Annotated in this window: 23 protein-coding genes; 13 read left to right on the forward strand and 10 right to left on the reverse strand. The window is 67.2% G+C overall.

Annotated features, from left to right (window positions below; translation table 11 throughout):
• Window positions 1–366, reverse strand: coding sequence for a DUF7344 domain-containing protein (locus tag NP511_RS14365; RefSeq protein ID WP_049966054.1), 366 nt, complete (start codon window positions 364–366; stop codon window positions 1–3).
• A 356-nt stretch (window positions 367–722) separates the two neighbouring features.
• Between NP511_RS14365 and NP511_RS14370 the strand changes: the two genes are divergently transcribed.
• From NP511_RS14370 to NP511_RS14380, 3 genes are all read left to right on the forward strand, one after another.
• Complete coding sequence (locus tag NP511_RS14370; RefSeq protein WP_049966055.1) at window positions 723–1,364, forward strand: ribonuclease H family protein; 642 nt, start codon at window positions 723–725, stop codon at window positions 1,362–1,364.
• Between the two features lie 76 nt (window positions 1,365–1,440).
• Window positions 1,441–1,902 carry a DUF2240 family protein gene (locus tag NP511_RS14375; RefSeq protein WP_049966056.1) on the forward strand — a complete coding sequence of 154 codons (462 nt, stop codon included), beginning with the start codon at window positions 1,441–1,443 and terminating at the stop codon, window positions 1,900–1,902.
• A 143-nt stretch (window positions 1,903–2,045) separates the two neighbouring features.
• The gene (locus NP511_RS14380; RefSeq protein ID WP_049966057.1) at window positions 2,046–2,450 is read left to right on the forward strand and encodes a DUF7993 family protein; all 405 of its coding nucleotides are present in this window, start codon (window positions 2,046–2,048) and stop codon (window positions 2,448–2,450) included.
• A 9-nt stretch (window positions 2,451–2,459) separates the two neighbouring features.
• Here the strand turns inward: NP511_RS14380 and NP511_RS14385 are convergent, their stop codons facing one another.
• From NP511_RS14385 to NP511_RS14400, 4 genes are all read right to left on the reverse strand, one after another.
• Window positions 2,460–2,663: a hypothetical protein gene (locus NP511_RS14385; RefSeq protein WP_049966058.1), complete on the reverse strand. Its 204-nt coding sequence runs from the start codon at window positions 2,661–2,663 to the stop codon at window positions 2,460–2,462.
• Window positions 2,664–2,740: 77 nt separating this feature from the next.
• A complete protein-coding gene (locus NP511_RS14390; protein ID WP_049966059.1) occupies window positions 2,741–3,400 on the reverse strand; it encodes an HAD family hydrolase in 660 nt (219 codons plus the stop codon).
• Window positions 3,401–3,513: 113 nt separating this feature from the next.
• Window positions 3,514–3,882, reverse strand: coding sequence for a methylglyoxal synthase (locus NP511_RS14395; protein WP_006650970.1), 369 nt, complete (start codon window positions 3,880–3,882; stop codon window positions 3,514–3,516).
• Window positions 3,883–3,937: 55 nt separating this feature from the next.
• A complete protein-coding gene (locus NP511_RS14400; protein WP_049966060.1) occupies window positions 3,938–4,630 on the reverse strand; it encodes an SDR family NAD(P)-dependent oxidoreductase in 693 nt (230 codons plus the stop codon).
• Between the two features lie 103 nt (window positions 4,631–4,733).
• Here NP511_RS14400 and NP511_RS14405 point away from each other — a divergent pair, with 103 nt between their 5' ends.
• From NP511_RS14405 to NP511_RS14415, 3 genes are all read left to right on the forward strand, one after another.
• The gene (locus tag NP511_RS14405; protein ID WP_049966061.1) at window positions 4,734–5,534 is read left to right on the forward strand and encodes a class I SAM-dependent methyltransferase; all 801 of its coding nucleotides are present in this window, start codon (window positions 4,734–4,736) and stop codon (window positions 5,532–5,534) included.
• Between the two features lie 104 nt (window positions 5,535–5,638).
• A complete protein-coding gene (locus NP511_RS14410; RefSeq protein WP_049966062.1) occupies window positions 5,639–6,730 on the forward strand; it encodes an AI-2E family transporter in 1,092 nt (363 codons plus the stop codon).
• A 157-nt stretch (window positions 6,731–6,887) separates the two neighbouring features.
• Entirely contained in the window at window positions 6,888–7,571 is a 684-nt protein-coding gene (locus NP511_RS14415; protein ID WP_049966063.1) for a haloacid dehalogenase type II, read from the forward strand.
• Window positions 7,572–7,646: 75 nt separating this feature from the next.
• Here the strand turns inward: NP511_RS14415 and NP511_RS14420 are convergent, their stop codons facing one another.
• Complete coding sequence (locus NP511_RS14420) at window positions 7,647–9,065, reverse strand: FAD-dependent oxidoreductase (protein ID WP_049966064.1); 1,419 nt, start codon at window positions 9,063–9,065, stop codon at window positions 7,647–7,649.
• Window positions 9,066–9,228: 163 nt separating this feature from the next.
• Window positions 9,229–9,603 (reverse strand): winged helix-turn-helix transcriptional regulator, encoded by a 375-nt coding sequence (locus NP511_RS14425; protein WP_049966065.1) that lies wholly within the window; start codon window positions 9,601–9,603, stop codon window positions 9,229–9,231.
• A 169-nt stretch (window positions 9,604–9,772) separates the two neighbouring features.
• On the opposite strand from NP511_RS14425, the gene NP511_RS14430 reads away from it, so the two are divergent.
• Together NP511_RS14430 and NP511_RS14435 are read left to right on the forward strand one after the other, a co-directional pair.
• Window positions 9,773–10,819: an NAD(P)/FAD-dependent oxidoreductase gene (locus tag NP511_RS14430; protein ID WP_049966066.1), complete on the forward strand. Its 1,047-nt coding sequence runs from the start codon at window positions 9,773–9,775 to the stop codon at window positions 10,817–10,819.
• 89 nt (window positions 10,820–10,908) lie between these two features.
• Window positions 10,909–11,328, forward strand: a complete 420-nt coding sequence (locus tag NP511_RS14435; RefSeq protein WP_049966067.1) for a VOC family protein — start codon at window positions 10,909–10,911, stop codon at window positions 11,326–11,328.
• A 103-nt stretch (window positions 11,329–11,431) separates the two neighbouring features.
• On the opposite strand, the gene NP511_RS14440 is transcribed toward NP511_RS14435, so the two are convergent.
• On the reverse strand, window positions 11,432–11,713 hold the full coding sequence (locus tag NP511_RS14440) for a hypothetical protein (RefSeq protein ID WP_049966068.1): 282 nt from the start codon (window positions 11,711–11,713) through the stop codon (window positions 11,432–11,434).
• A gap of 157 nt (window positions 11,714–11,870) precedes the next feature.
• Here NP511_RS14440 and pyrF point away from each other — a divergent pair, with 157 nt between their 5' ends.
• The 3 genes from pyrF to NP511_RS14455 all read left to right on the forward strand — a co-directional run bounded on the left by pyrF (window position 11,871) and on the right by NP511_RS14455 (window position 13,381).
• The gene (gene pyrF, locus NP511_RS14445; RefSeq protein WP_049966069.1) at window positions 11,871–12,668 is read left to right on the forward strand and encodes an orotidine-5'-phosphate decarboxylase; all 798 of its coding nucleotides are present in this window, start codon (window positions 11,871–11,873) and stop codon (window positions 12,666–12,668) included.
• Between the two features lie 123 nt (window positions 12,669–12,791).
• Window positions 12,792–12,989 carry a DUF7557 family protein gene (locus NP511_RS14450; protein WP_076782722.1) on the forward strand — a complete coding sequence of 66 codons (198 nt, stop codon included), beginning with the start codon at window positions 12,792–12,794 and terminating at the stop codon, window positions 12,987–12,989.
• Window positions 12,986–13,381, forward strand: a complete 396-nt coding sequence (locus tag NP511_RS14455; RefSeq protein WP_049966894.1) for a PIN domain-containing protein — start codon at window positions 12,986–12,988, stop codon at window positions 13,379–13,381. The genes NP511_RS14450 and NP511_RS14455 overlap by 4 nt, the downstream gene beginning before the upstream one ends.
• A gap of 200 nt (window positions 13,382–13,581) precedes the next feature.
• Here NP511_RS14455 and NP511_RS14460 read toward each other — a convergent pair whose 3' ends face one another.
• Together NP511_RS14460 and NP511_RS14465 are read right to left on the reverse strand one after the other, a co-directional pair.
• The gene (locus tag NP511_RS14460) at window positions 13,582–13,839 is read right to left on the reverse strand and encodes a hypothetical protein (protein WP_049966070.1); all 258 of its coding nucleotides are present in this window, start codon (window positions 13,837–13,839) and stop codon (window positions 13,582–13,584) included.
• 2 nt (window positions 13,840–13,841) lie between these two features.
• Window positions 13,842–14,021: a hypothetical protein gene (locus NP511_RS14465; RefSeq protein WP_015298763.1), complete on the reverse strand. Its 180-nt coding sequence runs from the start codon at window positions 14,019–14,021 to the stop codon at window positions 13,842–13,844.
• 146 nt (window positions 14,022–14,167) lie between these two features.
• On the opposite strand from NP511_RS14465, the gene NP511_RS14470 reads away from it, so the two are divergent.
• Complete coding sequence (locus NP511_RS14470) at window positions 14,168–15,769, forward strand: GTPBP1 family GTP-binding protein (RefSeq protein ID WP_049966071.1); 1,602 nt, start codon at window positions 14,168–14,170, stop codon at window positions 15,767–15,769.
• 177 nt (window positions 15,770–15,946) lie between these two features.
• Window positions 15,947–16,642, forward strand: a complete 696-nt coding sequence (locus NP511_RS14475) for a TMEM165/GDT1 family protein (RefSeq protein WP_049966072.1) — start codon at window positions 15,947–15,949, stop codon at window positions 16,640–16,642.
• Window positions 16,643–16,690: the final 48 nt, after the last annotated feature.

Consider the following 16,690-nt stretch of genomic DNA (forward strand, 5'->3'; position numbering starts at 1 on the left):
TCAGAGCGAGGGCAGTTCGCGGATCTCGACTTTCTCCTCGGTCTGTTTGAACTGCTCGAGCAGGGGTTTGATGTCGTCGAACCCGTCATCGAGGACGACGTCGCCGCTGCGGAGGTCGTAATCGATGATATCGTAGTCGGCGAGCCGCGGGAGGTGGTTGTGGACCAGCGAGACGTAGATCCGCTGGCGCTGTTCCTTCCCGATCGTCGCGGGACGGGCGTCGAGTTCCCAAGCGGCGACCTGCGTGACGACGTCCTCGAGGTTCGCGGTGGTGTCCTCGGCCAGCTGATAGAGGAGATACCGGCGTTCGGACTCGGCGAGAAGGGAACAGGCCGCTTCCATCCGGCTCGCGTTCGTCTGGTTCATACGTCGAGCAGGCACCCAGTGGTATTACACCTACTGCCAATACAGATTGGGTCCGCTCGAGTCCCGATTCACCCTCGATTCCGGTGTCGGTCGTACGAGCCACGTATCGGACGATACCGCCGAATTAGCCGTTCGTACACCGTTTCGTGACAGTCTCGATTTCGAACGTGCAGCAATACCATCCCGATCGGCCGGGGTTCGACTGTCGTCGTCGCTCGCCTAGCTCGTCGCGACGAAGAACACTCGAGTGTGACCCGAGAACGACGGTTCGGTGCCGATTCGTCTCCGTATGCGTCTGTTTGGCACATGTTATCAGGGACAGAATAGTTAAGTCGGCGACCGGCCTACGTGGGCGTATGGCCGCTCACGGCCGGCCCGCACTGCGGGACCTGTTCGACGAGTCGCCCACGCCTCACATCGCCCACCCCCCGCGGACCCACCACCGAGACTTCTACGTCGCCACCGACGGGTCCTTCCGGGAGGCCGGTGGCGGGCTGGGTGCCGTTATCGAAACCCGCGACGGTACCCGCGTCGCACGGATCGCGACCGCGGATACGCCGCCGGACAACAACGTCGCGGAGTATCGGGCGTTGCATCTCGGGCTCGACGTACTGGCCGCTCGAGCGCCGCGAGACGCCGCGGTCGGCGTCCTCATCGATCACGACGCGCTCGCCAGCAACGTCAACAGTACCATCCTCGCGACGCGCCACCCCGACGGGAAGTCGCCCCGCCCCGTCTCCGTCCCGACCGCGACGCAGTATCACTGGCGCGGGATCCGCGCCCGTCTCAACGGGTTCGACGAAGTGCGGGCCGCCCGCATCGACAGCGATCAGAACCCCGCCCACCCGCTCGCGAACGCGCCCGACCAGTACCGCCACGTCAACCGCGAGCCCGACCGCTGCGTGCTTCCCGAGACGCCGGAGCCGACCGCCGGCGAGTTCCCCCCGCCGTCCCGGGCCGATCGGAACAGCGGTGGCGGCGGCCGCGCCTCCGACTGATCGCCCGCGGCCGCCCGCGAGCGCGGACCGTCCGTAACCGTCATCGTTTTCTCGCCGCTCGAGCAAGTCGTCGCCGATGAGTCTCCGCGTCGCGGTCGCGGCCCCGTTCATCCAGCACGGGAGCCGTCGGCTCGAGGAAAACGAGTTCGTCGTCGCGCTCTCGCTCGATCGGGACTGGTTCTCCCCCGATCAGGCCAAGCGGCTGATCGACATCGCGACGGAGGAGGGGCTACTCGACCGGACCGACGACGGGCTCGCGGTGGCCTTCGAGCCGGGCGAGGTGACGATCCCCGAGGAGTTCGACCCCGACGAGGACCTCCTGCGGAAACGGTCGGCGTTCGAACGCGTCCTCGATTCGCTGGTCGCTGAGGGCATGGAGAAACACGAGGCCGTCGGGGCGATCAACACCCTCCAGGGGGAGCTGGGACTGACCATCGAGGCCGCCGCGGTGGTCTACGCCCGCCGCGAGGGGATCGACGTCGACGACCTCGCCCCGGTCGCCCGCGAGGCCGTCTTCGACACCGAAGGGGACTGTTAGTACCGACTGAAAGTCATCGCCCACCTGCTCGCGATACGCCGGCTATGAGCGGCCGAGTTCGGCCGCTCATAGCGACTTCGCGTGCGAGCAGCGTGGAACCCGTTTCAGTTGGTACTAAATCCCGCCGTCACGACCGACTGGATATGGTCGAGGACCGGATCACCGACGGTCGCCGCATCGCCGAACTCCTCTCGAGCGAACTCGACGGCCGCGAGGACGGCCTGCTCGAGCGCGTCGCCGTGACCAACGCCGACCGGGACGTCGAGCCGTCGGCCGACGGCACTCGCGCGTACGATGTCACCTACCGCGACGAGCGTCTCGCCCGCGTGTTCGTTCACGAGGACCGGGCCCGCCTCGAGTTCGAGGCGGCACAGGACCGAGCGGCCGACACGGCAACGGACCTCGAGCTTCGGGTCCGACCCAAGGCGACCGAGCCGCCGAAGACGCTGGTCTTCCTCGAGAGCGGGGCCGCCGTCAAGCGGGCGACCGACGTGGTCCAGCGGGTCGGGCGGGCGCTCGAGGAGGCCGACGACCGAGCCGAGACGTGACGCGACGGGCTACTCGCGCTCGTTTCGAGTCGACTGTGACGTGGGCGTAAAGTAGCCGTGGGCGAACACCCCCGCGCCGAAAATGACGGCGTAAAGCGCGAGCGTGGTGAGGTTCCTGTTCATTCCGCCCATCTGAACGACTTCTATCCCGACGAGCATGAGTACCGCGCCGGCGAAGAGTCGCTTGAACTGCACTCGAGTCGCGTCGTCCATACCGTTAGTTCGCCATCTATGACTTACTAATTTCTACTCACAGATCAGGGGAAACGGCCTGCGGATTCAGTGCCCGATCACTCGAGAGCCGCGAGAACACCCGGCAACGCCGCCGCGAGATCGGCCTGCTCGAGGTGTGCGACGGCTCTCGAATCCGGCGCAGGTCCGTCCGATAGCAGCACCTGAACGGCCGCCATCCCGGCCTCGGTCGCGCCCTGGACGTCGGCCTCGACCTCGTCGCCGACGTAGACCGCCTCGCCGGGCGCAACGTCCAGTTCGTCCGTGATCGCCTCGAAGGCGCGGGAATCGGGTTTGCCCGCCTCGAGTTCGCCGGTCACCAGGGCGGCGTCGAAGGCGTCCTCCCAGCCCAGCGTCTCGAGTTTGTCCCGCTGGGCGCGGACGGGGCCGTTGGTCAGCAGGCCGACGCGGTAGCTCCTTCGGAGATCGGCGAGCATGGCCTCGACGCCGGGCAGGGGCTCGAGCGAGTCCGAAATCGTCTCCCGATACGCGGTCGCGACGGCGGCCGGATCGGCGTCGCTGTCGGTGTCCGCGAGCAAGTCCTCGAAAATGGGTTCGCGCGTCTCGCTGGTGAGGTTCCGGCGGTGGGCCTCGAGGTAGGCCTCGCGGGAGAGCGAGGGCGCGCCCGTCGCGGTCGCGGCTTCCTCGAGGATGGTCGTCCGGTCCCGCCGGGGGACGGCGAGCGTGTAGTCGAGGTCGAAGACGACCGCGCGTGGCATGGATACGTGAGGGGGCTCGAGCCGGTTGAAACTATCCCTTCCGGGCGACCGTCGTGGCTCTGCCGTATCGGGTCGTGGTAGTATACCGCCCCCGCGGCCCGGCGGTCGGCCGGCTACTCGGCCAGCCCTTCGATGAGGAACTCCGCGGACGAGCGGTTCGTCGCCAGCGCGACATCGCGGACGTCACAGATCCGCAACAGCGCCGAGATGTCGGGCTCGTGGGGCTGGGCCCGGAGCGGGTCCCGGAGGAAGACGATCCCGTCGAGTTCCCCCGCCGCGACTTCGGCACCGATCATCAGATCGCCGCCGAGCGGTCCCGACTCCTTGCGCTCGACCTCGAGGTCCGTCTCCTCGCGGAGCCGCTTCCCCGTCGTCCCGGTCGCGACCAGGTCGTACATTCGGAGCTGTGCTTCGTGGGTCTGGGCGAACTCGACGAGATCGGGCTTGGTCTCGTCGTGGGCGATCAGTGCGACGCGAGTCATACCGCACGGACGACCGCCGCGACAATAACGCTGGTCCGTGTTCGAGACGCCCGATTCAGAACGCCTCGACGTGGGGTCGCAGGTCCAACTCGAGCGTCCACGCCGACCGGTCCTGGGTCACGAGGTGCCAGTAGGAGTCCGCGATGGCGTCCGGATCGAGATACCCCGATGCCTCGGCGGCGTCGTCCATCTCGGGCGGACGGATTCCGCCGTCGATCACGACGTGGGCGACGTGGATCCCCTCGGGACCCAGTTCTCGAGCCATGGACTCGGCCATCCCCCGGACAGCGAACTTCGCCGCGCTGAAGCCGATCGCACCGTCGCGGCCCCGAACCGCCGAGGTCGCGCCGGTGAAGACGATCGTTCCGCCGTCCCCGGCGAGCATGTCGTCGACGGCCGCTTGCGAACACAGCAACGCACCGTGGACCGAGACGCGCCACGCGCGTTCGAATTCGTCCGGCGAGATCTCTCGCAGTCCCTTCCATGAGCCGCCGCTGGCGTGGTTGATCAGGACGTCGACGGGGCCGAACGCCTCGCGAACCGCGTCGAACCCCGCCGCGACCGCCTCGGGGTCCGTGATGTCCGTCGGGACCGCGAGCGCGTCGTCGCCCAGCTCGGTTGCGAGGGCTTCGAGGGAGTCGTCCGAGCGGGCGAACAGCCCGACCCGACAGCCCTCGTCGACGAACTTGCGGGCGAGCGATGCACCGAGTCCGGGACCGACGCCGGCGATGACGGCCGTTCTCGTCATAGCAGTGCCACGGGAGCGGGCCACAAAACAGTGGCCCCGACACGGAAGGGGTGGGCGGTCGGGCCGGCTATCGACTTTTGTGCGTGGCGACCGACCATCGGTCATGGAGGATCCGACCGACGCCGACGACCGATCGGCGAGACACGTCTGGTCGGCCGGCCGGTACCCCGCGATGGCACCGAACATGCTACCGGCCATCGCACGACTGGTCAACGCCGCCGGCATCGATCCGGGCAACCGCGTCCTCGACGTCGGCTGTGGAACCGGCAACGCCGCGTTGACCGCCCGCCGGGCCGGTGCCGACGTGGTCGGTCTCGACCTCGCCCCCGAGATGCTCGAGCTGGCGCGTGACAACGCCGGACTCGCGGGCCACGACGACATCGGCTGGCTCGTCGGCGACGCCGAGACGCTCCCGGTTCCCGACGACGCGTTCGACGTCGTCCTCTCGAACTTCGGGCACGTGTTCGCGCCGGACTCGACCCGCGCCGGGACGGAACTCCGGCGGGTCACGACCGCCGGCGGCCGGGTCTGTTTCACCGCGTGGTCGCCGAGCGGCGTCGTCGGCGACCTCACCGAGGTCCTGACCGACCACGTCACGGCACCGCCGAGCGATCCGTGGGCCCACCTCGAGTGGGGCGAGCCCGACTTCGTCCGCGAGCGGTTTTCCGACGTCGCCGACCTGTCCTTCCAGCGACGCCTGCTCGACTTTCGGTACGCGACGCCGCGGCACTTCTGGCGGGAGTTCGCCGAGGAGTCCGGGCCGCTCTCGCCGGTCCTGCGACGGATGGACGACGACGAGGCCCGGGCCGCGCTCCGCCGGGACGCCGTGGGGGCGCTCGAGGACTGGTTCGGCGACAACGCGATCCGGGTCGAGTACCTGCAGGTCCGGGCCGTCGTCGCGTAGCGTCGCCGTTCCCGATCCGATACCTCGAGGTGACGGTCACGAACTAATTACAGTGACACGGCCCGTAACGGGCGTTTTTGGCCCTGACCCCTGTGGCAGTTCCCATGGGCGTCTTCGATAGTTGGGACGGCAAGCGCGTCGCCTGGGTCGTACTCGGACTCGTCCTCGCGGCGTTGATCGGGCTCGCTCTCTTCCGATATATCGGCCCCCTCCTCTTCGCGGTATTCCTATACTACGCTATTCGGCCGCTCTACCGGCAGATCGATCGGGTCATCGACCACCCGAACGTGACGGCGACGGCGACGATACTGTTCGTCATCCTCCCCATGCTGGCCGTCGTCGGCTACGCGATCGTCGTCGGACTCAGGGAGTTGGATCAGTTCCTCTCCACGAGCGACCTCGAGGTCGTCCGGTCGACGCTCCAGCCGTATCTGCGGGTGGCCAGACGGGGAAATATCGATCAGCTTCGGGAGGCGATCACCTCCGGTTCGGGTGGCTCGGTCACGAGCGTCCTCCGGCAGGACCTACCGGGGGTTATCGGCCGGCTGCAGTCGGTCGCCGCGGCCGTCTTCGGGGTCCTCGCGCGGTTCTTCCTCATGCTTACCTTCCTCTTCTATCTCCTGCGCGACGACTGGAAGCTGCGACAGTGGTTCTACGAGAGCGTCGACCACGACGACGACATCGTCTCGTACACGCAGGCGGTCGACGACGACCTCGAGACGGTCTTTCTCAGCAATCTGGCGGTCATCGTGGTCGCGGCCGGTGCGGCCGTCGTCGTCTACTACGGCCTCAACTTCGTCGCCTCGAGCGGCCCAGTCGTCCCGACGCCCGTCCTGCTCGCCCTGCTCATCGGCATCGGGACGCTGGTCCCGGCGGTCGGCATGAAGATCGTCTACGTGCCCTACGGACTGGTCCTCCTCGGGGTCGCGCTGACGACGCCGAAGCCGCTCTGGCACCCGCTCGTCTTCTTCGCGCTCACGCTGGTCGTCGTCGACACCATCCCCGACTTCTTCGCGCGGTCGTTCCTCTCCGCGCGCAGCGGCGTCCACATGGGGCTTGTCCTCCTGGGCTACTTCCTCGGCACGCTCGCGTTCGGCTGGTGGGGGCTGTTCCTCGGGCCGATCGTCGTCGTCCTCGCCTCCCACTTCGCGAAGACGGTTGTTCCCGGTCTCGTGAGCGATTTTATGTGGGAGTGACCGCGCCGGCCGCTGTCCACAGTCAGCCCACAGCTCTCCCTCGCTGGGACGACTCCCCGACGGATGGGGCTCGACGGCGAGCAAGCGTTCGACTTCGATCGGGGCCGGGCTGCCCGCCGACCACACGAATTACCGGCCCGGGGACGTAGGGGGACCCATGGCGTTCGATCCCGACGCGGTCGAGACCGTGACGTTCGACTCGTACAGCACCATCGTCGACGTCAACGCGGCCGAACGGGCGCTCGCCGACCGGGTCGACGATCCCGAACCGATCTCGCGGCTCTGGCGGCTCCGATCGCTCGAGTACACGCTCGTCGCGAACGTCCTCGACGCCTACCAGCCGTTTTACGAGATGAACCGCGACGCTTTGCAGTACGCGCTGGACGTCCACGGCGTCGACGTCGACCCCGACGAGCGCGACGAAATCCTGGCGGTCTATCACGAACTCGAGGTCTTCGACGACGTCCGCGACGGTATCGAACGACTCCGCGAGGGCGGTTACGACTGTTATGTCGTTTCGAACGGCGACCCCGACATGCTCTCCTCGATGGTCACACACGCCGACATCGGCGACCTCCTCGCGGACACGATCAGCGCCGACGAGGTGGAGACGTTCAAGCCGGCCGCCGAACTCTACCGCCACGCGGCCGCCCGGACCGGCACCCCGATCGACGGGATCGTCCACGTCACCGCCGGCTGGTACGACGTCATGGGCGCGAAACACGCCGGCATGCAGGGCGCGTGGGTCGATCGGAAGGGGCGCCCGTGGGAGGCGATCGCCGGCGATCCGGACCTGACCGTCACGTCGTTCCACGACCTAGCCGACGCACTTGGCTGCTGACGATCCGACGAGCCCCCTCGTTTTCCTCGCGTGATCGCCGGCGAAACGGGTCGAGCGCCGACCGACTCGAGCGACTCAGTCCTGCAGGGTCCCGCCGAGGACCTTCGCCGCCACGAGGACGGGGTCCCAGGTGGTGTTAAAGGGCGGCGCGTACGCGAGGTCGTAGTTCTCCACGTCGGCGACGGTCGCGCCTTCCGAGAGCGCGGCGACGACGGCGTGGCTCCGATGGACCGCGCCCTCGCCGTACTCGCTGGCGAGGCTGGCCCCGAGGACGCGTCCGGAGTCGCGGTCGGCGGTCAGCGTGAGCCGGACGTTCCCGCCGTCGGGGTAGTAGCCAGCCCGCGACTTCGCCGTCACCGTCTCGCTGACGGGATCGAAGCCGGCCGCGCGGGCCTTGTCGTGGTCCACGAGTCCGGTACGGGCGGCCTCGACGTCGAAGGCCTTGACAGCGGCCGTGCCGGCGACGCCGCCGCCCTCGGTCGGGGTTCCGGTAACCGTCTGCCCGATCGCGCGCCCGTGGCGGTTGGCCGTCAGCGCGAGCGGGACGTAGGTCGGCTCGCCCGTAACGACGTGGGTCGCCTCCGCGCAGTCGCCGGCGGCGTAGACGTCGGGGGCGCTCGTCTCGCGGTAGGCGTCGGCCGCGATCGCGCCGGTCTCGCCGAGTTCGATCCCGGCGGCGTCCGCGAGGGCCGTCCGCGGTCGCACGCCGGTACCGAGCAGGGCCATCTCGACCGGGACCCGATCGTCGGCGGTGACGACGGCCTCGACGCGGTCGCCGCCCGCGAGTTCCCTGACCTCGGCACCGAGATGGAGCGCGACGTCTTCCTCCCGGAGGTGGTCGGCGACGTACTCGCTGGTCTCGTCGCTGAAGCCTTTCAGTACGCGGTCGCCGCGCTGGAAGAGGTTCACTTCGAACCCGTTTTCGGCCAGCGCCTCCGCCATCTCGATCCCGATGTAGCCGCCGCCGACGACGCCGACCGGCCCGGTACAGTCCTCGAGGTAGCGACAGGCCGGCCCCCGATCGGGCTGTTGAAGGCCCTCGCCGTCGCGGGCGCGGGCGACGTACTCGCGGAGTTCCTTCCCGTCGCTCATCGAGCCGAGCGTGTAGACGCCCTCGCGGTCGGTGCCGTCGATCGACGGGACGACGGCTTCCGCGCCAGTCGCGATCAGGAGATCGCCGTAGGATTGTGTGACGGTCCCCGACTCGCTCTCGGCGGTGATCGTCCGGGCCTCGGTGTCGATCGCGACGACCTCGTGGCCCGTCCGGAGATCGATGTCGCGCTCCTCGCGGAACTCCTCGGGCGTGACCGAGACGAGGTCCTCGAGCGACTGGATCTCCCCCTTGACGTAGTAGGGGAGCCCACAGGCTCCGTAGGACACCCACTCCCCCTTCTCGAAGACGACGATCTCGCGGTCCGGTGCCTCGCGTCTAGCCTTGCTCGCCGCGGACATTCCGGCTGCGTCACCGCCGACGACGACGAACGGATCGCGCATACCGACCGTATCGTTGGGGAGCTACATAACTACTGACCGGACTGTCTCGGCCCGGCACCGAACCGGACCGCAGGGACGCCGGATCTAGCGGACTACCGTCGGTCGTTTCCGATGTAACTGTGACCGCCTGCGGTTGCACCGGGACATCGTTCCAGCAGTCCGATCAGGCGATCGACTCCGATTCGTCCGCCGCGGCCGCGAGGTGTTCGCGCCCCCACTCACGCATCTCCGTGATGACGGGCTCGAGCGACTGGCCGAGGTCGGTCAGCGAGTACTCGACGCGGACCGGTTTCTCGCTGACGATCTCGCGGTTCACGAGCCGTTTCTCCTCCAAGTCCTCCAGGGCGTCCGAGAGGACCTTGCTCGAGATACCGTCGACCTCCGTCTCGAGGGCGTTGAACCCGAGCGGGCCGTTGGCGAGCAAGCGGTGAATGATAACAGTATGCCATTTCTTGCCCAGCAGCGTCGCAGTCGAGGTGATCGGGCACCATTCTTCGCCAGCACACCAGACCTCGAGTTCCCGCGTCGACTCTTCCATGCATGTGAGTTGGTGCTGGAGTCGTTTATAGTTACCACCTGTTACTGACTTACTATCAGTTACCGTTCGACCCAGATAGTCGGGCTGGCGCGGGTCACTTACCGGCCAGTAACCGGGTTACCTCAACGATAGCTGACAGTTATACGTGAGCGGTCGTAACCGAGTTACCATGAGTGAGTCAGATGGGACGACCCGCGATTCGATCGCAGCGGACCGCCGGTACGACGTCGCCGTCGTCGGCGGCGGCCCGGCGGGACTGACGACCGCGCTGTACGCCGCGCGGCTCGGCCACGAGACCGCCGTCTTCGACCGCGGCGGCGGCCGCGCGGCCATGATGCAGGACACGCACAACGTCATCGGCACCCCGGAGTCGGTGTCGGGCAACGAGTTCCTCTCCACGGCCGTCGATCAGCTCCGGTCCTACGGGGCCGACTACCGGCGGGAGTTCGTGACCGGTATCGAACGCGCCGGCAACTCGTTCGACCTCGAGACGACCGAGGGGCCCGCCGTCGCGGACCGCGTCGTCCTCGCGACCGGCTTCAGCGACGAGCGGCCCGACCCGCCGCTGCCCCGGACCGGCCGCGGGCTGCACTACTGTCTGCACTGCGACGCCTACATGTTCGTCGACGAGTCGGTCTACGTGATGGGATCGGGTGAGAGCGCGGCTCACGTCGCGATGATCATGCTGAATTTCACCGACGACATCGACCTGCTGCTGCGGGGCGACGAGCCGACCTGGAGCGATGAGACCGCGACCCTGCTCGAGGGCCACCCCGTCGATATCGTCCACGAGGACGTGACTGGCGTCCGCAACGGCGACGACGGCTGGCTCGAGGCGCTCGAGTTCGAGGACGGGAGCGTCCGCGAGTACCGGGGCGGTTTCGCGATGTACGGCAGCGACTACAACAACGACCTTGCGGCGTCACTCGGCGCTGCGATCAATGACGATGGTACGGTTGCGGTCGACGATCACGGGCGCACGAGCGTCGACGGACTCTACGCCGTCGGCGACCTGACGCCCGGCCACAACCAGATCCCCGTCGCGATGGGCCAGGGCGCGAAGGCCGGCCTCGCGATCCACACGGAACTGCGGGCGTTCCCGAAGTCCCTCGACGAACTCGAGGCCGAAGGGGCGGTTTCGGCGAGCGACGTTCCCGCGATGCCGGCCGCGTTGCGACAGCAGGCGAGTGACCTCGCTTCGATGGCGGACGACTGATGGCGTAAAGCGGTGGACGCCGCCGCGCCGGCCCCCGACCGCTGCCCGCAGACGGAAGCGTTTTTTCTTCGCGCTGGGACGACCGACTCATGACAGACTGCAGTGCCCACCACGTCGGCCTCACGGTCAGCGATCTCGAGGAGACGCTCGCGTTCTACCGCGATACGCTCGGTCTCACCGTCGTCGATCGGTTCGGCGTCGGCGGCGAGGCCTTTGCCGAGGCCGTCGGAGTCGAGGGCGCGAGCGCCGATTTCGCTCACCTCGAGGCCGACGGCGTCCGGATCGAGCTCGTCGAGTACGAGCCGGAAGCCCGGGGCTCGCCGGCGGCGGGGCTCAACCAGCCGGGGGCCTCCCACGTCGGGCTCTCGGTCGACGACCTCGAGGCATTCGCCGCCGACCTCCCCGACGACGTGCCGACGATCAGCGGGCCGCGGACGACCGAGAGCGGGACCACGATCATGTTCCTGCGCGATCCGGAGGGGAACCTGATCGAGATCCTCGAGGCCTGATACGGTTCGCTGGAACGATGTCCCGGTGCAACCGCAGAGCGTCGCGGTTGCACCGTCAGTGACGTACAGTCGACCGTCTGACCGCCGGCAGTGCGCTCGCGGCCTACCGGTTACAGGCGAGCGTCGATCGAACCCGTTCTACGTCGGTTTCACACTGCGAACAGACCCGCTTCTCGGCGTCGATGTAGACGATCCCGCATTTGGAACAGTGAAACAGGTTGCCGGGCGCGTCCGGGTCCCCGCCGCGGTCCCCTGCCGACGCTTCCGCCGCGTCGGTGCCACCGTCCGTCTCCGTGTCCCGCGAGCGTCCCGGCACCAGCAGCGTCGATCGGACCCGTTCGCGGAGGCGACTCGAGAGCGACTGCGATTTCCGTCGGCTATCCATACAGTGTTCGATCAGGATACGAACGAAGTACGTGATGCCTGAAGGATTTGGAACGGCGTCGGGACGCGGCCGTCGCTCGCAGCGTATGGGTCGGCGGACCGCCGGTTCGGGCGGCCCGGATAGCAACCTTTTCGACCGTCGCGGGGCCACTCCCGCCATGAACTTCTTCGATCGCCTGCACGACCGCATCCGAACGGTCGACAGCGTCGTCTCGGTCGGGCTCGATCCCGACCCGTCGCGACTCCCCGACCACCTGCAGGATCGTGACCTCCCCCGGTGGGCGTTCAACCGCCGCATCATCGACGCGACACACGAACACGCCGCCGCGTTCAAGCCCAACGCCGCCTTCTACGAGGACCCGGACGGCTGGGCCGCCTTGGAGGAAACCATCGCTTACGCCCACGGCAAGGACGTGCCGGTTCTGTTAGACGCCAAACGGGCCGACATCGGCAACACGACCCGCCAGTACGCCCAACTGCTCGAGAAGGTGGACGCGATCACGGTCAACCCCTACATGGGCCGGGACTCGCTGCAGCCGTTTCTCTCGAACGAGGAAGCCGGCGTCTTCGTCCTCTGTCGGACCTCAAACCCGGGCGGGGCCGACATTCAGGACCTCGAACTCGAGACGGGCGAACCCGTCTACGAGCGGGTCGCCGCGCTCGCGGACCTCTGGAACGAGAACGACAACGTCGGGCTCGTCGTCGGCGCGACCAAGCCCGAGGAACTCGAGGAACTGCGCGAGCAGGTGCCCGATCTGCCCTTCCTCGTGCCCGGGATCGGCGCGCAGGGCGGCGACGCCGAGGCAGCCGTCGAGTACGGACTGGCCGACGGTGTTGGACTGGTCAACTCCTCACGAGGAATCATTTTCGCCGGGGAAAACGATGGGGAAGACTTCGCGAGGGCCAGCGGGCAGGCCGCGAAGCGACTCAAGAAGCGGCTCAATCAGTACCGATAGTAGCTGGCGCGCTCGAGGCGATCGCACTGATCTCGAGTCAGTGATCGTCGTCGGTACAGCGGTGGTCGACGTACTCCTCGCGCCGGCGAAACACCTACAAAGATGAATTCACTATGAATTCATATGAGTCGAACGTCTATTCCGGTCGATTCGGCCACCAAAGAACGGTTGGACCGATTGAAGCGAGACGGCGAAACCTGGGACGAATTCTTAGAACGAGTCACCGCTACTGAAGAACCGATCGAAGCCGGGGCATGGTCGGACGAGCAAGCAGAACGGGCAAAGGAGTCGATCAGGAAGTCTCGGGAGAACTGGCGATGACGTTTCTCGACAGTTCGACCATCATCGAATACCTGCGGAACGACCGAACTGTCATCGAGTATCTCGATGAACGACAGCCGTGGTGGACGTCGACGATTTGCGTGTTCGAGGTCCTGAACGGGCCCGCGGGATCGCCGGACTTCGACCCGACCGAAGAACGGCAGAAATTCAGCGGTGTGCAGGCGCTCGAGTTCAACGAACAGCTGGCTTTGGAAGCCTCACGGTTACAGAATGAGGCTATCGAGGACGGAAGCGAACTGTCCCACCGAGACGCCATGATCGCCGCAACTGCACGTTCGACCGGGGACGAATACGTGGTTGCCGATAGTGACTTCGAGATCCGGCCGCTCGAGGACGTGATGGACGTTACGAACCTTCACAACGAAGAGTGAGCGACCGATCAGTACGATAGACGACGAAAGTCGACCGTATCGTTCGAGACGTGTCCTTCGTCGAACATGGGCCACTGTCTATCGCTTCGATCGTTCCACTGTCCGTATTCGACTCGAGTGACTGGGACGATCTCGAGGCCGTCCTCGAGCAGTATCGGGGGAGCGACAGTCCGGGACACAGCAACGAGAACGGCAAAACGTTACGCGTTTTGAGGACCGGACGCGACCACCCGCCCCGCGATCCGCCCGTCGACTACCCGATCGACGATCTCGACCGTCACCGGGTCAGTTGGTGGTCGCTCCTCGAGCCGGTCCAGTCCCTCGACGACGGCGATGTCCATCGGACTCGAGTCGTTCGGGTGGGCGGCGATGAGGACGCCGTCGCGCTCCTCGAGGCGCAGGCGGTACCGCTGCCCGACGCCGACCGCCTCGCCCAGCAGGTCGCGGATCGAGGTCACGCTCAGAACCGGTTGATCTCCACGTCGTCGTTGCCCGGCCCCGGCTGGGCCTGCGACGCGCAGTCGGCACACAGCTCCATGCTCTCATCGAAGTGAACCTCGCAGGCCAGCGTCCCGCAGTTTGAACACCGCTCCTGTGCGGGCCGGGATTCACAGATCTGACAGAGGCCGCTAACGCTCATAGCGAGGGTACGCGCTCGAGGGGCTTGAAACCGGGCCCGGCACGCTCGACTGGCAGACGTCGGCCGTCCCGAATCGGGCGGCCTACTGTGCTATACTGTCCCAAACCACGAGAAGGCTTTTGCCGTGTGCCTGCCTACCAGTGGACATGAGCCGTGACCGGGCCCTCCTCGAGCGGGCCCTGGACCGTGGCGAACAGGACGGTGGCAACGTCGAGTTCAAAGAGCGATTGTCACGGGACGTCCACCTCGAGGGTGGGCGGCGGGAGAGCCTCGCCGCGCAACTGCGACATCGACTCCTCTCGGGCGACGGCGAGGCGACCTACGTCGTCGGCGTCACCGACGACGGCGGTCTCGCCGGTATCGATCCCGACACCTTCTCCGAGACGATGGACGTCCTCTCCTTGCTCGCGGAGGAGGCCGACGCCCACATCGAGGACGTCCAGACGTGGGGCATAAACGAGGGGCTCGTCGGCGTCGCACAGGTCCGGGAGGGCGGCGTCCTCGAGACCGACGACGAACACGTCGTCGTCGGGACCGCCGGCCACGTCGACCACGGGAAGAGTACGCTCGTCGGGTCGCTGGTCACGGGCAAAGCCGACGACGGGGACGGCGCGACGCGGGCCTTCCTCGACGTCCAGCCCCACGAGGTCGAGCGGGGCCTCTCCGCCGATCTGTCCTACGCCGTCTACGGCTTCGACGATGAGGGGCCGGTCCGGGTCCGGAATCCGAATCGCAAGGCCGACCGCGCGGACGTCGTCCAGAACGCCGACCGGCTCGTTTCCTTCGTCGACACGGTCGGCCACGAGCCGTGGCTCCGGACGACCATCCGCGGACTCGTCGGCCAGAAACTCGACTACGGCCTGCTGGTCGTCGCCGCCGACGACGGCCCCACCCGCACCACGCGGGAACACCTCGGCGTCTTGCTCGCGACCGACCTCCCGACGATCGTCGCGATCACGAAGACCGACACCGTCGACCAGCAACGCGTCGACGAGGTCGAACGCGAGGTCGAGCGGCTCCTCCGGGAGGTCGACAAGTCGCCGCTTCGCGTCTCCCGTCACGGCGTCGACGCCGCCGTCGACGAGATCAGCGAGCGTGTCGTTCCGATCGTCGAGACCAGCGCGATCACCATGGACGGCCTCGAGACGCTGGATGAGTTGTTCGACCGACTCCCCAAGACGTCCCAGGACACCGGCGAGTTCCGGATGTACGTCGACCGCAGCTACTCGGTTACGGGGGTCGGCGCGGTCGCCTCCGGCACCGTCATGGCCGGCGAAGTCGAGGCCGGCGACGAACTCCTGATCGGGCCGATGGCCGATGGCCGCTTTCAGGAAGTCGAGGTCCGATCGATCGAGATGCACTACCACCGGGTCGACAAAGCGCAGGCCGGCCGGATCGTCGGCATCGCCTTGAAGGGGATCAAAGAGAGCGCCATCGAGCGCGGGATGGTCCTGCTTCCCCGCGAGGCCGACCCCGACCCCGTCCGGGAGTTCGAGGCCGAGGTCATGGTGCTGAACCACCCCACCCGGATCGGTGAGGGGTACGAACCCGTCGTCCACCTCGAGACGATCGGCGAGGCCGCGGCCTTCTATCCGGAGAACGGCCGGCTGCTGCCGGGCGATTCGGGGACGACCACTGTCAGGTTCAAGTTCCGCCCGTACCTCGTCGAGGAGGGCCAGAAGTTCGTCTTCCGTGAGGGTCGCAGCAAGGGCGTCGGGACGGTGACCGACGTCACCCCAATGGAGTGACCGGGCGTTCGGGTTTCGTTCTCTCCCTCGAGCGGCCGAATGACCGGGCTTAGATCGATCGGCGTTTGGATCGGGCAGGTTTTGCGCCCGTTCGTCCGCAAAACGTATTAATTAGACGCAGCTAAACCACGCCGTGACTGGTGTCGTCGTCGAGCGTCCGCAGTGGTTGGGACTCGTATGACCGGCTGGCTCGAGATCCTCGTCGCCGCGTTCGTCCTGCAGCTGTCGGTTCTTCCCGGCGAGAAGGTCCAGTTCATCATCGCGGGGCTGGCGACCAGATACGATCCCCGAATCGTCGTCGCCGCCGCAGCGACGGCCTTCGCCGGCTGGACGGCCATAGAGATCGCCTTCGGCGCGGCGATCCAGGGCGTGGTGCCCGCCGTCTACCTCGAGGCGATCACGGCGGGACTGTTCCTCGTCTTCGCGGCGTTGCTCGTCCGGTCAGCACCCGGCACGAGTCGGCGACCGGTGGCGGCAAACGGCGGCGCGGCGACGACCGACGCGGTCGACGTCTCGCTGCTCGGCTACGACGTGCCGCCGTACCTCCGGGGGTTCGTCCCGATTTTCGCCCTGATGGCCGTCGGGGAATTCGGGGACAAGACCCAACTCGTCACGATCGGACTAGCGCTCGAGTACGGGGCCCGGCCCGCGATCTGGGCCGGCGAGATGCTCGCGATCGTCCCCGTGAGCGCGGTCAACGCGTACTTCTTTCACCGGTTCTCCCATCGCTTCGACGCCAAGCTGGCCCACTTCGCCGGTGCGGGACTGTTCCTCTTCTTCGGGCTCGACACGCTGTTACAGCTCCTGACGGGGTTCTCAGTCTGGGAGACGATCGTCGAGGGAATCTCGACGGTCATCCTCGGGCTCGGCTGACCGCTCCGGGACGAGACGATCGCCGTCGGCTCCGGAAACGCGACGGTC

It is taken from the genome of Natrinema thermotolerans (genome assembly GCF_031165565.1).
Taxonomy (GTDB): Archaea; Halobacteriota; Halobacteria; order Halobacteriales; family Natrialbaceae; genus Natrinema; species Natrinema thermotolerans.